Genomic DNA, 14,764 nt, shown 5'->3' with positions numbered 1-14,764 from the left:
AAAATAGATTTTAGGAAAAAAAGGATGGTCTTTTTGTAGATTATCCTTTTTTCTTTTCTTAAAAAATGGGTAGGAGGAGTTTAGTTTGAAGAAAAACACAGAATTTTTTGTACATGTTACATTTAAAAATGGAGTAATGCCAAATACTCAAATTGCCTTTGTTAATTTTGAAGGAAAAACAGTGGAAGAAAAAATAAACTTCTACTGTAATCAATTGGAAATCGATACCTTTGATATTGTTCGGTATAATGATGATTTAGAATTTATCATAGATGATGAAGGGCGACTTAAAGCAGGAAATCCAGTCTTTGAGATTCCTGGCGAAATTTCTCTAGGTTCTCTACACGTTTATGGTGGTTTTTTGATTGGAAAACGTATGATAACAGAAAATGATATTGATACTGTTGGTTTTACTTCGAAAGACGAAGCTGACATTGCTTTAAGAAAAGCTGGTTTAAAACTAAAACTAATAGGGGTGACACGATAATGCACTCAATAGTTAGTTACCCTGAACGTGGACATTGGGGCAATTCCTCTTATAGAGGTAATTGCTCCGGTCACGTTATAAAGGATCTAATTCAGCAGTTTTACCCTGACTCAACACCAAAACGGTTTGTAGAAGTGTTTTCAGGTGGTGGCACAGGAAAGGATGTTGCGAGTGAGCTAGGCATTACTAACAGTATACACCTTGATTTGAACACAGGTTGGAATGCATTGAAAGATGAAATTCCATTTGGAAGTGATTTCGTTTTTTCACATCCTCCATATTGGAGCATCATCAAATATGATAAGCAGCGCGGCTTTTATGATCCAGACGATTTATCTAATGTCATGAGCTATGAGGAATTTATCGAAAAATTGGATAAAGTGAACGCTAAAATATTTCAAAGCTTACTGAATGGTGGCCGTCATGCTTTTCTTGTTGGTGATGTTAGACGGCAGGGGCGGTATTATTCCATTATTAAGGACATGACTTGGTTTGGCAGCCTGGAATCTCACATCATAAAGGCACAGCATAACTGTCATTCGGATAACAAGCAGTATGTTAATAACAACTTTGTTCCAATAGTCCATGAACATCTACTCGTATTCAAAAAGGAACAAGTATGGTTGCTTCAATTGAAAAGCACAGTGACAAGGACGTTTGATCTTCGTCAGTTTAGCCATATTACATGGCGTGATTTGATTCAGGGTGCTATGGAGTGGTTAGGTGGTAAGGCGAATTTACAACAAATATACGAAGTGTTAAAAGACTGTAAGAAGGCTGAAACTAATCAGCATTGGCGAGAGAAGATCCGTCAAACGTTGCAGCTTCATGACAATTTTGTAACTGTTGAGCGTGGTGTATGGAAATTGGCTAGATAAGGGGTTAACTATTATGAAAAATATAAAAGGCTATACACTAGAAGAAACATTAAAGTATATTCAAGAATTAGAGAATAAAACAAAGAAATTTGATGAAATTTATGCATTATTCGGTATGCTAAAAGGAGAAATTGACGAATTTGATTTTAGCGATAAGGTAATAGAAATACTAAGTAAATAAATATCAAATTTAGTTTGTTGGAAATTCTGATAGAACAGTTGAGCTTTGGGGGCTAAACTATTAAAACGAGGTAAAAAGAAAGGGACTACAATGTGGTCCTTTTCTTTTTTTTGCGACGTGTCCCGTGGCACATATCTTATAAGCGATGAAAGACCAGTCGCGGGAGGGGTCAAGCCCGCTTATGAGCGAGCACGACTTTCATTACCTTCGCAATATGCAACATTAAGGAGAATACTATCGTCTGTGAATTATGATCGAAGAGGTTACATTCTTTGAAATTACTCAACAAGGAGAAATACAAGATGAAAAAAACTACTATATCACTTCTCTTAGTCACTGCATTACTCGGCAGCTTGCTGACCGCTTGTTCAAACGATACTAAGAGCAATGATGGGACTCACGAAGCTACAAAACCCACAGCCACCAACGAGAACATAGAAGTCAGTCCAAGTCCAACTACCGATCCAGTTCCAGAAAAATTACAAGAGTCGGACAAGCTTTTAATAGTGTCTTCTACGAACAAAATTGTGAATGCAATGCTGGAGACAATTGAACAAACCGGTCAATATGATTTGGATTTAGAAGGAATGAAAGACTTCTATAGAATTGATCCCGAGATTATTGAGGAATATACTATTAAAACACCGGCCAACAACCTTATCTCAGATGAGATCGCTGTATTCAAGGTTAAGGATATTAAAGATATTGATGTAATAAAAAAAGGGATGGAGCAACGAGCTACAGATATTCAAGGAATGTTCGAGCATTACTTACCGGAACCATTTAAGCATGCTCAAAACTATAAAATAGAAGCAAAAGGAAAATATGTATTGTTCCTTATTTCAGAGAGCGCAGACGATCTAGTGAAAGTGTTCAAAGAATCCGCCAGTGAATAACCTCCTTCAATTCATGCACGAAGCTACAACAAAATTGCAATGTGCTATCATTGTTCTTATTTACTAAAGTGGGATGAAGAGGAGAAGAAACAACATTTTATGAATAATAAAATTTATAACAGCTACTTTTATTGACTTACACATTTTGTTGATAGTTGTTACTCGATCTGATATAATACTTATATATTTATTTTTCAAGTCGCTCTTAGCGAAAGTCGTCACATTCTTGTTGTCAAGAAAGATTCGGCATAAATTTATCGCTTTAATTCCAATGGAAAGCTGACGTTATGTCAAAAATGCTGTTTAGTAAATTAATAATGTTTGGTATTTGCACATGCATAATGTGTCCAATATAAAAAAGTCGAACGTTCATATTGAGCTTTCGGCTTTTTTTCTTGTTTTAAATACAATAATAGATTGTGATGGCAGCCTAGTTGTTTTGATAAAAAATTAGAAAGGAAGTTGCTATATGAAAAATGAAGAACAGCAATTTTTAAAATACGTGAAGCTATATGAGCTAGTTGCCAAACTATATAATCACATCCTCTTGAATACAAAAGAAGGGGAAAAGGCACTTGCTTATTTAGAAAGTCGTGGAATTACAAGAAAGACCATTGAAAAGCTGAAAATAGGATACTCTTATAAAGGAAATATGCTTCGTATTTTGCTTTCCAATCATGGTTATGATTTGAATTTGGGAAAAGACTACGGGTTACTAAAGGAATTTGAAAAAGAACCTAAATTTCGTGATTTCTTTTATGGCCGCATTATGTTTCCGCTTCGAAATGAACATGGGCAAACAATAGCATTTGCAGGAAGAACGCTTCCACATAACACACACCCAGCAAAGTATCTGAATACACCAGAAACACGGTATTTCTTTAAAGGAGAAATCATCTATAATCTTGATTTAGCAAAAGATGCAATTAAGGAGAAAAATGCAGCAATCATGTTAGAGGGTTATTTTGATACTGGAACAGCAACCCAACATGGACTTCATAATGTTATTTCACTTATGGGAACTGCTTTAACAGAAGTGCAAATTGTTAAATTAAAACAGCTTACCAACCGTGTAATTCTTTGCCTTGACGGAGATAAAGCTGGATATGAAAGTGCAAAACGTAATAGTGAATTGCTTTTAGCATCTGGTTTTGAGGTGCGTATTGCTGTGATTCCAGGAGGACTAGATCCTCATGAATACATTACAAAGTATGGAATAGAAGAATTTGTTCAAAAGGTCATAAAAGATGCATTACCCTATCTTCAATTTTTGAAAGAGTATTCAAAACGCAATAAAGAACTTTCTAATGAAATTGACCAATTACAATATGTGAATGAAGTACTTAGGAATCTTGATACGGTGCCATCATCTAAAGAACAAGGAATATATTTTAGGGAGCTCGCAAAAGAAGTGGGTGTGCCAACGGATATGTTCATGAATGCTATTCGTTCAGAAATGAATAAATAAAAATTCTAAAAGATACCTGTTTTTCGAGGTATCTTTTTTTGTTGAAAAATTGGTTAAAGGAGAGAAATCCTATGATGGAACAATTATCAATTTTTGATGAGGAAATTATATTAGCAGCTCAAGAACCTCAAAATGGAAAAGTTCGAGAGGAAAGAATTAAAACAGCTTTTGAAGAGTTATTAGATTATTCTAAAGAAAGAGGAAATCCAGTTTATATGGGAAGAAAATATATACCTTCAAATGCAAAATTGTATCTTATTGATTTTAAAGAAAAGGGCTGGATACAACTCAGAAGTGATGGGTTTCAAATTCCATGCGAATATTTAAAGTTTCATACTGTCGATGAATTAATTGAAGAATATCAAAACTCAGCCTATAAACTATTAGCTAAACCAGATGTATGTTGGTATAAGGATTTTTTGGAGTTGCGGAATTTCTTTGGTCCTATTCAATATAAAAACGAACAGGATAAAAAGCAATTTTATATTGCAAAAAAGAAAATAACAAAAGAAGCTGCCTTAAAGTTAGGATTGGAACATTTTATGAATGTACCATCATCTAGGGGGAGTCAAATGAATTCTATTTCTTCCAAATGGGCTAAAAAACATGTACTGCCAGTGATTGCAGAACATGTTATTGCAATTACAGATATTGATGAAATGGAAGGCTTCTTTGATAATCATGTCTTTTTCTTTGGTAGACGTGATTGGGATTGGGGAAACAGTGGGTCGTATAAAGTTCCTGCTTATCCTGAATTTAAAAAGTTCTCGCCAACAGAGTTTGATTTAGCTTGTTTAACACAGGCTAAAGATGAGAAAACGGTTGCCCTTATATTTAAGTATATAGGCTACTCGTCTGGTAGGGGCATTATGGCTGACAGGGCTGTTATTTACCCTCATGGATGGTCAATGGAGAAATATGAGGAATCATTAACAGAAGAAGATAGGGAAGTCATTAGGCTAGACAAGGAACGATTAGCTAGGCTTCATAATTATAAGTGGTGATGGTTATGGAGCAAATTCATGAGCTTTACTTGTCTACTGTTGATTGGGGCGAAGCGAACCATAACCCAATGGTACGTGCTTACGGATTAAAGAAAGATCGAAAGGCCAAATGTAAAAGCTGCGTGCATTATTCGAAGGATACCTGTAGTTTTGGGTATCCTTTTCAGCATTCGCCTGAGTATAGAGCCTGTAAAAAATATAAGAGTAAAAAGAAAATAGAGAAATGACAAAATAGATTTTATTTATATTTGCACGTAGGACTAGAAGAAATTTAAAATTTTCTTCTAGTCCTTTTTATTCGAGCTACACATTTTGTTGATATGGGGTATTCTTTTTGTTATAATAATAGTATAAATTTATTATTTTAGGTCGCGTACAGCGAAAGTCGTCATATTCTTGTTATACAAGAAAGATTCGGCATAAATCCATTGTGCTTTTGTTTTTAAAAAGCTGACGTTAAGTCTAAATTTGCGTTTAAGCATAAAATAATTAGAGATTGGTCTTTACACATATTTCATGTGTTAGATATAGAAAAAGTCGAAAGTTCATTCTGAGCTTTCGACTTTTTTGTTTTTTAAAATTACAAAATGTGAGGGGAGAAAATTAAAATCAATTTTATTCGGAGATTCTAACACGTTTTATTAGATAACAGCTTCTGTATACCGCTTTGAAACGGCACCGAAAAAGTCGTATAAAAAACAGGTACTAATCAAAATCATTTTTTATCTTAACTAAATTAAAGGAGAGGTAACTATGGCACGTTTGGAAAGTGAAGCAAAAGGTGGTTATTATCCTACGCCGCCAGAAGAAATGGAATGCATTTTAAAATTCCTTGAAATTCGAGTGACGAATGAAGAAACACAACAGGAAATCACATTACTTGATCCATGTGCTGGTCAAGGTGATGCTTTGAAACAAATGGCTGACTTTGTAAGTAGTACATTTTCTAATGTAATGACATTTGGTATTGAATTAGAAAAAAGTCGTGCTGAACAGGCTAAATTAAAATTAGACCACGTTCTTTCTTGTGGGTATGAGGAAGCCAGGATCTCGCATGAATCCTTTTCTGTGATGTATTTAAATCCCCCATTCGCTGAAATGCAAGGAGAGAGATTAGAAAAAATTTTTTTAGAAGATTTAACAAAAGATTATCTTGGAGAAGCGGGTCTATTAGTCTTAAATATTCCGCAGTACGTTTTAAAACATGTAGCAAAGATACTTGCACATCGTTTTGAAAACATTCATGTAAAACGATTTACTGACGAAAATGGTAATTATGACCGTTTTAAGCAAATAATCGTCTTTGGTGTTAGACGTAAAAAAGGACTTCTTACTTCTAATGAGCGTGCGTATCGAGAACGTATTGAAAACGAGTTGTACACGTTATCTTTCTTAGGTAAAGATTACGTTGAACCGTTAAGCAATGTTGATATTAAATACGTTGTACAGCCTTGTAAGAAAGCTGTACAAATATTTCATAGTATAAAAGTAGATCCGAGTAAAATCGTTAGTTCTGCTGAATATTGCAATCATTATGATAAGGTAATGGGTACTATGTCCAGCCTGGAAATTACATCAAGTATTCGAAATATAAGACCTGCCTTGCCATTAAAAATTACACATATTGCGGCAGCGATTAGTGCAGGTGCGTTACCCGAAAGTATGGGGTCTCACCTACTTGTAGGTGTTACAAAACGTATTCAAGAAAAAGAAGAGAGGTTCGATTTAAAAACAGAGAAAACAAAAGAAATTACAACTTTCAAACCAAAATCTGTTGTAAGAGTTTTTTCTGAAAAAGGTATATTTAACTTAAAGTGAAATAAACAACAACTAAATTTCTTTTGTTTATTTATTTTTTTATAAAAAAATAAAGGAGGAAGCCCCTCTTTGCATGATTTATGCAGAGGGGCGATTGCCCTTCTGTTTTCTTGCGAATGGGCAAAACTATGAAAATAAGAATAGTCGAAGAAGGTAAACAGTTTGAGGCATTTGTGAAGTTCATTATACTTGATAACGATGAAATTATTGGTATTTCATATGCAAACAATTTTACTGCATGTCGTAGTATTCACGCGAGTCTATATAAAAATAATGACGTTGAACTTATCTACGATGATGGGCGTATCCGTAGGGTAAAATCCTCAAAATCATTCAAACGTATAGAAACGATTGATGATATTATCTGCCATCATACGTTGTTGCCTCGTTCAGCTAGTGATGAATACTATCAACATGAAGTAACAGAAATGATTAAAAAAGGTGATAACTATTTTCCTTCTAGGGTGGTTTTAGCACCTAAAGGAAATGCTATTCAGGTAGCTGGTCAGTTTCTGTCTGAAACTTTCGGACTTCCTAAAAAAGAGGATTGGATTTCTGAATATGTTTCTTTGTTGCTAGATAAGTGCAAGTCCTTGGAAGTCATAACAACGGACTTGGCTGGTGCGTGGAGGGGATTAAAGGCGTTTAGAATTGAACCGATGACCGAAGATGAAGTATTAGAAAGAGTGAATAAGTATATTCAACTAAATATATTGAAAACTCGTTCTGTTTCATTTTTGGGGGAAGGTATTTTTAAAGAAGATATGACCACGGAAGAATATTTAAGAACTAATGTGGAAATATTGGCGAAAAAGTTGGATGTAACAATGAAACCTCTAACATATGGTTCTGAATTAGATGAGTGCATAGGTGAGCTAAATCGAATTCCTGTGCCGGTACAAGCAAAAGCCAGCATTGCATCCCTTGAAGTACTAAAACATAAAAAAGGTGTGTTTGTTGTTGGAGAAATGGGGACAGGGAAAACGCAGATCTCTCTAACATCTATTTATATACATCATAAAAGACGTATGAAAAGCGAGGCGATGGATGGAACGCGGGTGCTAATCGTTTCGCCAGCTAATGTATTGCCAAAATGGGCAACATTAGAAATACCAAAAGTATTAGCAAAAGGATCGTATAAAATTCGTATTCTTTCATCGACTGAGGATGCAATTCGTTACATTAATGAAATTGAGAACGGATATATAGTACCAAAAGAAATGATAGAGTTTGTGTTAGTATCAACTGACCGAATGAAGTTAGGTCCGCAAGGTTATATATTAGGTGCGAGATGGGATAATCATCGTCATGTATGGATTAGTCCAGATACAGGATTAGCTTTACAAAAACCGAATGCTACAAAAGTAGAAAGGAAAGACGAAACCTTGTCTTTAGCAGATTGGAAAGACGTTGTGGAAACTCCAAAGTTGCCGCCTACAAAAGAAGAATTTAATAAAGCTAAAAGAAGTGGCGAATTGTTACCGAATGGATTGCCAATGGGCTATGTACGAAAATGGAGGATGTCCGTTCGTAATTTTCAGGATTCATATGATGAAAAAACAAATCGTTCCCTTGCACGTCCTGCTCGTAAAAATTGGGGAGAAACAAAAGGGAAAGCACGCTGGATGATTGCAGAAATATTCCAACGTAAATTAAAAAACTACTTTCATTTAGCTATCTTTGATGAAGTACATCAAAGTAAAGCCTCTGGTAGTGGTCGCGGTTTAGCACTTCATAAAATTATGAAATCCGCTCGTAAGCATATTTATTTAACAGGTACATTGACAAACGGTACATCAACAAGCATTAAATCTTTGTTATGGAGAGCTTTCCCAAGAGATATGTTAGAACGAGGTATTAATTATGCTACTTCTGATGAACAATTTGCACTACGCTATGGGATAGTAGAAAAAATTAAAACAATAGATGATGGTGGTATTACAGGAGTCTATACAAAACAGAAAAAAGACACAACCATCGTGAAAGAAAAACCAGGGATTTCACCACAGCTTATAGCGGATTTCCTCTTAGATAAATGTATATTTGTTGAATTATCAGATTTAGGTGTTCCATTAGTGAAATTAGAGGAAGTGCCTAAAATTATTTCATTAGATACAGATCATGCTGAGGAATATGAAAAGTTCCATAGACGACTGTATAATATGGCTTTACATTATCAAAGAGAAATTGGTTCAGCAGCTTGGGCAAAGTTTAATCCTTCAACCATTAACTATGGGGATCAGCCACAACTAGGCGCTTATATAGAAATTGGTTCATATGATAATCAAGGTAACTTTAAAGTGTTAGACGACATTCAAGCACCTAAGTTTCCAGTAGATTATGAAACAGCAAAGGAACGTGAAATATTAGCTGATATTGAAAAAGAGTTAATGGATCAGCGTCACTGTATCGTATTTACACATTATAGTGGTGATTATAAAACAAATGAACGCTTAAAATCTTTGATTGAGAGTCGTGGTTTTTCGTGTGAAATTATGAATGAAAAAGTAAATACAGCAGATCGAGTAGAGTGGTTAGATGCCCAAGTCAAAGCTGGCACGGAAGTTCTGATCATGAATCAACGCTTAGTGGAAGTAGGCTTGGATTTGATGGATTTCCCAACTATTATGTTCTATCAACTCAATGACGACATCAATGTAGTTCGACAAGCGAGTAGAAGGGCATGGCGATTGGGGCAACATCGAAATTGTAAAATCTACTACTATGTAGCGGATAACACGACTCAATTCGTCCAATTCCAACGTTTAATGAGTAGACGAGTTGCCGCTATGATCGTTGAAGGACGTATTGAACGTTCAGATGATTTAGCGAAATATGCTGATGCTGCTTCTAATAGTGCGGTAAGTGATTTATCGAAAACACTTTCTTCCGTAGAACTGACAAATGCTTGGGTGTCTGCTGCGGAAAAAGATATTGATTCTGAATTAGAAATTGTTTCAGAAGAAGAATTCCAAGTACGAGTGACAGAAGCGTTCAAACTTCTTACAAATGAAACGATTCAAATTTGTGGATATAAAGCACCAACGACAATGTTAATTGCATCAACAGAACAGCAAGAATGCAAACAAAATACATTACTCGAAACGGATAATGTCATTCAAATAAATGAGAAGAGGGGGAAAACAGAAATTAACATAAATGATAAAAAGGGATATTCCATACAACTAGATTTGTTTGAAAATTCGAGTAAAACTAAAGTTGCTCAAAAACGAGAAAACCTTCGTTATGAGCAATTAGATTTATTTGAGGTCATGGGTTCATAAAGAGTTTGATTTGATAACAGACTAGAGATAGTTTATAGAAAAAAGGGGAGATAACAATGATAACACGAGTAGATTATAAAAAATTAGATAAAATTAGATTAGAAATTTTATATAAGGCTTTGCTTTATGTGGTACACAAAGAAGGAGTAGAGTTTGAAGATAAACATGAGGGAATGGCTGATGCACTTCAATATTCAGTTCCGGAAACAGATGTTTCAGATATTCCCTTTGTTCTTGATGAAATTTATGAATTTCTTGAACAATTTGATGATATTAAAGAACATCTCTCTTCCGAAGATGAAGTTAGGTCGAATAATAGAGAGATTTTAAATGAAATAGATGAAACAACTGAAGAAGCAGAAAAAGCATGGGAAACCCATTGGAATCTTGTGAGGAAAAGGAATGAATTAAGTGATAAATTGTGTTTAAATATTACCTTTGAAGATTTAAGACCAATGGAAAAGAAAGATATAGTAGTGGGTCAAAGACTTTTTGGTAAAAACAACGAAGGCTTTTATACTCTTGTTATTGAAAAAGTTTTAGGAGATGGTGATTTGGACTTTAAGTCTTTTGAAGCAGCTGGTGCTAGGTATGGAATATTTGAGAAATATGTACTGAAAGACTCGCTATAGTACATTTTGAAGACTACTTGACTTAAAGATAATTAATACTGGGGGCAGGTTCATAGCAGCTTGCCCTTTTTTTATTAACTTGGTATACACAAATTGTTGAACTTTATTACACGTTTCGTTATAATTGAAATATATTTTGTTATTTCAAGTCGCTCTTAGCGGAAGTCGTCATATTCTTGGTAACAAGAAAGATTCGGCATAATTTCTATTTCATACATTCTTTCTTTGAAGGTTTGTATATTGATGGTTTCCATCACAAAATTGCTTTTGCATAATAATTAGATAGGTATTTACGTTACAGTTTTATTGGAGTTGGCTTACCATGCTGCCGTCAATAAACTTATACGTTCATATATAAAAAGCCGATTGTTCTTATGAACTTTGGCTTTTTTGTTTTTTCAAAAAGTAAATTAGGGGGGTATTAAATGAAAAAATATTCGGTCGAAGAAATCCTAAGAAAAGTGGGATATTCATGGGATGAAATTAAAGAAATGAGTGATCAGGAAATTCAACAGTCGGTAGTGGAAAATAACTTTCGTTATTGTCAGTTTTGTATGAAATACGTCCACACAGATGATTTTAATGGTGAACCAGAACTATGCGACGAATGTATTTAAAAAAACTGAACGTTTTGTTTAGGAGGATCGATTTTTATTATTTAAAATAAAAAAGAATGGAGGATTTCGTATGGCAAGAGGGTGGTATGACTTTTATATTGGAGATAGAGTCCAATATAATCTAGCTGGCGATATACAAGTAGAAGGAATCATTATTGATTTATATATTAGAGATAAAAGTAAAGGCAGAATAAGATTGGAAAACGGATCGGAACGAGATGTTGTTTTGGAATGGTGTGAGAAAATAGTCTGATTATAAATCAATGGCAAACATGTAATCAGTACGTTACCACCTCACTTAATTAAAGATGGCGATCTAAGCGGTAAAGATTTGCAAGATCACATCATTGTTAATGCACCAATTAAGTTGAACGTGTGAAAAGTATAAAAGAATGGGTGCATAGTCACTCATTCTTTTATTTGTATAAATAGGGAGCAGCTTTGTTCGGTTTTTGTTTAAAAAATATTAGAAAGGAGATTTTTAAATGAGTGAAAAGGAACTTCATGAATGGGTAACTGAGTTGCAGAACAATAATGTTGATTTGTATTCATTTGTAGCAGAAAATTCCCCAGAGGATATAAGTGATGATGAATTGGATGCATTAGTAACAGAGTTAGAAGGCGATTATTTAAGTTTGCGAGAATTTGTAATTAATTCCTTAGAAAAATAATCGTTAGAAAGTTCTTATGCAATCTTAATCAAGTCTCAAGTTGAGGCTGAGTATATGAATCTATTGCGCCGCGCGAATGAGTTTAGTCAGAAGGTGAAAGAAGATGATAAAGAGGAAAAATGTAGCGACGCTTATACTTCTAATGGCAGTGTTTTTTGGGTTTAACCAGGAAGCAAAAGCAAATGAGATTTTGAAAGAAGATAAATATTTAAAAGATGTTGCTACCTACAAGGTTGATAAAACGGAGTCTACAATAGAATTAGATTTTCTCAAAGAAGATGTGGATTTTTATTATATTAATATTTGCGATAAAACAAACAATAGTACGAGCTGTAGAAACGAACCTAACCTTTATACAGAAGCATTTCAGAAAAAAGAAAAAAAGGTTACATTGGCTTTTCGTAAAGAAGGTATTCAAGGAGTAGAAATTTCGATGAAAGATAAGGATGGTAATTTCAAAGGAATTGCTGCTCTTATTCTTGATATATCTAATAAAAGCTTTTTGGAAAATTCCTTCGTTGCTCCCAAAGATAATGATTTTATTCAAAGTCTTTTAAGAAACGAATTTGAAGGTTATGAAAACTGGACTTCTACTTTAAGAGTAAAAAAAGTCCATCAGTATATCACAACGAATTATAAATACGACTACGATTTATACGAGCAAATCAAATTAGGAACAATTGATTTTAACAATCCAGATTTAGAAAAAATGAAAAATGAAAAGATCGGTATTTGCTATGATCTTGCAGCCCTCTACGCAGCTATTCTCCGGGCAATGGGAATACCGACAAAAGTAGAAGTTGGGAAAGCTATTTCAAATAATAATTCGAGTGTGAATCACGCTTGGAATTCAGTCTATGTTAATGAACAATGGAAATTAATTGATATAACCTGGGATTTAGGTGAAAGTTTTTCTTATAAAGAGTCAACTAATTACAAGATGGATTATGAGTTTTAAGTCGTAAAATAAATAGTCAATTGGATCAAAAAAAAAATATCAAGTAAAGGAGAAAATAATGAAGGATTCCAAAGCATATATGGCGCACTTTCTAAAAAGAAAGAATGCAAAAGTTAATGTTAAAGAAGTGACTGTTATCGAAAAGGAAGGACAATATTACCATGTGGAAGTTTATAATAATATTTTCATTGGAGAACTAAACAAGCCAATTGAAGAAAACGGTATGGTTTATATTTATTCATTATACAAGGAAGAAGTGCTACTAAAAGCCTCTAAGTATAAACAAGTGCTTACATCTTGAGGAAGTTGCCAAAAAGATTGAAAAAGGATAAAACGTTGCAGAGTAAATGAAAAATATGGTTTACAAAAAAAGGAGAGATAGTTATGAATGTATACTATTTAAAGTTCTATCCTTATGAAGATATAATTAAATATGATGATGGAAAAATAGAGCTGGCAAATAATTATAAAGGTGAAACTTTGGATATGACCCCCTTTATCGACAAGTTAATTATTGAAGCTAAAAAGTCTTATCCTAATGAATGCTTTGAAGTTGTTCAATCAGTAAAGGACTTTTACAAAAAATTATTGAATAAACAACTATCTATGCGATCAGCTATGCTTTAATTTTAAAAATGCGTAATTAAACAATTGAAATATAAGAAACCATCTTCTGTAAAAAAGAGGGTGGTTTTTTTGTGGCCATGGGTGCGAATTTTGGAAAAATGGTTATAGCAGAAAAGATGCCAATTTGAATACAAAACTTATTTTGAAATTCTACTTTGTAGCAACGAAATAAGTTACGACATTAAATCCTTGTCATAACTTATGGTTAATTATATAATGAAAAAAACAAAACAACACAAAATGAGTAATTATTATATTCAAAACGTGTTTCTTTTATGAAAAGGAAAGGTGGTTGTTTTCTTGGAAAAAAATAGCAAAGTGATTTTTAAAAGTCATTTTGAAAATCGTCAGAGACACTTAAAGAGAAAGCGGCATATTAGAGAAAAAAATAAGGAAATTCCCACTAGGTATTATGGAGACATAAAAAGGTTTGTAGAATTTTGTTCCATTACTGACCAAGAGGAAATTCCGGAATCGATGCTTGATTATCTGTACCAGTCCTTAATTGAAGAGAGGATAAAACTTACAACTTGGGAAAGAAGGCTTGCTGCTATAAAAAAATATCTTACAGTTAAATATAATTATGATTTTCATAGTGATGCAGAAGTAGCCGAAGAAATATCTGTAATGAGAAAAATGTACGATGAAGAACAAAATGCGGATCTCATACAATTGAAAGGAAAATCTCCTGTTAACAAAAATGATTTATTGAATATGATTGATAAGCTCCCTGTTCGGGCAAAAGCTATTTGTTTAGTCAATTTAATTACAGCAAACAGACCTAATGAAATGGTGCGTTTAAAAATAAATGATTTTGACTTAGAAGGAGGCTTTGTCAGCATTTATTTAAAAAAGCAAAAAAGGTGGCATAACAAAAGGTTAACGCCTGAGGTTATAAAAGCGATTCGAAAATACATCGAAGAGTACAAGTTAAAGGCAGATGATTTTTTTGTAGGGCATGTTTACAAAAATGATAGATATGAAAGCAGAGAAATTAGCGAAACGGCCTATCGTAAAGCTCTTAAAAATTGGACAGGACTTACACCTTATAATTTCCGGAAAACGCAAGTTTCAGCCATGCATGATGCTGGAGCTGATCTTTCGACCATAGCTAAACAAACCGGGCATATGTCACTTCAAACATTGTCAAAGCATTATCTGTCTGTATCTGATTCGACTATTGATAAATACTTATAATGTACTTTACGGGATTAAAGATTTCTAAATGTGTAGAAATGGAGAG

At 33.8% G+C, this 14,764-nt stretch carries 16 protein-coding genes; all 16 read left to right on the top strand.

The features are described 5' to 3' along the window. Positions 1 to 85 precede the first annotated feature (85 nt). The 16 genes from AC6BKE_RS00910 (at position 86) to AC6BKE_RS00835 (ending at position 14,718) form a co-directional block, all read left to right on the top strand. Positions 86 to 487, top strand: a complete 402-nt coding sequence (locus AC6BKE_RS00910) for a hypothetical protein (RefSeq protein WP_499855539.1) — start codon at positions 86 to 88, stop codon at positions 485 to 487. Further along, the gene (locus AC6BKE_RS00905) at positions 487 to 1,365 is read left to right on the top strand and encodes a hypothetical protein (RefSeq protein ID WP_499855538.1); all 879 of its coding nucleotides are present in this window, start codon (positions 487 to 489) and stop codon (positions 1,363 to 1,365) included. Before AC6BKE_RS00910 ends, AC6BKE_RS00905 begins: the two co-directional genes overlap by 1 nt. A gap of 13 nt (positions 1,366 to 1,378) precedes the next feature. Further along, complete coding sequence (locus AC6BKE_RS00900) at positions 1,379 to 1,546, top strand: hypothetical protein (RefSeq protein ID WP_499855537.1); 168 nt, start codon at positions 1,379 to 1,381, stop codon at positions 1,544 to 1,546. A 302-nt stretch (positions 1,547 to 1,848) separates the two neighbouring features. Then, on the top strand, positions 1,849 to 2,442 hold the full coding sequence (locus tag AC6BKE_RS00895) for a DUF4358 domain-containing protein (RefSeq protein WP_499855536.1): 594 nt from the start codon (positions 1,849 to 1,851) through the stop codon (positions 2,440 to 2,442). A gap of 469 nt (positions 2,443 to 2,911) precedes the next feature. Beyond that, positions 2,912 to 3,910 (top strand): DNA primase, encoded by a 999-nt coding sequence (locus AC6BKE_RS00890; protein ID WP_499855535.1) that lies wholly within the window; start codon positions 2,912 to 2,914, stop codon positions 3,908 to 3,910. 71 nt (positions 3,911 to 3,981) lie between these two features. Beyond that, positions 3,982 to 4,914, top strand: a complete 933-nt coding sequence (locus AC6BKE_RS00885) for a hypothetical protein (RefSeq protein WP_499855533.1) — start codon at positions 3,982 to 3,984, stop codon at positions 4,912 to 4,914. A 753-nt stretch (positions 4,915 to 5,667) separates the two neighbouring features. Beyond that, entirely contained in the window at positions 5,668 to 6,732 is a 1,065-nt protein-coding gene (locus AC6BKE_RS00880) for a DUF6094 domain-containing protein (RefSeq protein ID WP_499855532.1), read from the top strand. Between the two features lie 128 nt (positions 6,733 to 6,860). After that, positions 6,861 to 10,016 carry a helicase-related protein gene (locus tag AC6BKE_RS00875; RefSeq protein ID WP_499855531.1) on the top strand — a complete coding sequence of 1,052 codons (3,156 nt, stop codon included), beginning with the start codon at positions 6,861 to 6,863 and terminating at the stop codon, positions 10,014 to 10,016. Positions 10,017 to 10,072: 56 nt separating this feature from the next. Then, entirely contained in the window at positions 10,073 to 10,648 is a 576-nt protein-coding gene (locus AC6BKE_RS00870; protein WP_499855529.1) for a hypothetical protein, read from the top strand. A gap of 425 nt (positions 10,649 to 11,073) precedes the next feature. Then, on the top strand, positions 11,074 to 11,265 hold the full coding sequence (locus tag AC6BKE_RS00865; RefSeq protein WP_499855528.1) for a hypothetical protein: 192 nt from the start codon (positions 11,074 to 11,076) through the stop codon (positions 11,263 to 11,265). Between the two features lie 70 nt (positions 11,266 to 11,335). Further along, the gene (locus AC6BKE_RS00860; RefSeq protein WP_499855526.1) at positions 11,336 to 11,518 is read left to right on the top strand and encodes a hypothetical protein; all 183 of its coding nucleotides are present in this window, start codon (positions 11,336 to 11,338) and stop codon (positions 11,516 to 11,518) included. A gap of 232 nt (positions 11,519 to 11,750) precedes the next feature. Next, a complete protein-coding gene (locus tag AC6BKE_RS00855; protein WP_499855525.1) occupies positions 11,751 to 11,936 on the top strand; it encodes a hypothetical protein in 186 nt (61 codons plus the stop codon). A 103-nt stretch (positions 11,937 to 12,039) separates the two neighbouring features. Further along, positions 12,040 to 12,894, top strand: a complete 855-nt coding sequence (locus AC6BKE_RS00850; RefSeq protein WP_499855523.1) for a transglutaminase domain-containing protein — start codon at positions 12,040 to 12,042, stop codon at positions 12,892 to 12,894. 58 nt (positions 12,895 to 12,952) lie between these two features. Next, complete coding sequence (locus AC6BKE_RS00845) at positions 12,953 to 13,195, top strand: hypothetical protein (protein ID WP_499855521.1); 243 nt, start codon at positions 12,953 to 12,955, stop codon at positions 13,193 to 13,195. 83 nt (positions 13,196 to 13,278) lie between these two features. Further along, on the top strand, positions 13,279 to 13,521 hold the full coding sequence (locus tag AC6BKE_RS00840; protein ID WP_499855519.1) for a hypothetical protein: 243 nt from the start codon (positions 13,279 to 13,281) through the stop codon (positions 13,519 to 13,521). A gap of 300 nt (positions 13,522 to 13,821) precedes the next feature. Further along, positions 13,822 to 14,718: a tyrosine-type recombinase/integrase gene (locus tag AC6BKE_RS00835; protein ID WP_499855518.1), complete on the top strand. Its 897-nt coding sequence runs from the start codon at positions 13,822 to 13,824 to the stop codon at positions 14,716 to 14,718. Positions 14,719 to 14,764 lie beyond the last annotated feature (46 nt).

It is taken from the genome of Lysinibacillus sp. COL-1 (assembly GCF_059814265.1).
The sequence above is the reverse complement of the archived record's forward strand: the minus strand, read 5'-3'. Positions and strand labels throughout refer to the sequence as shown.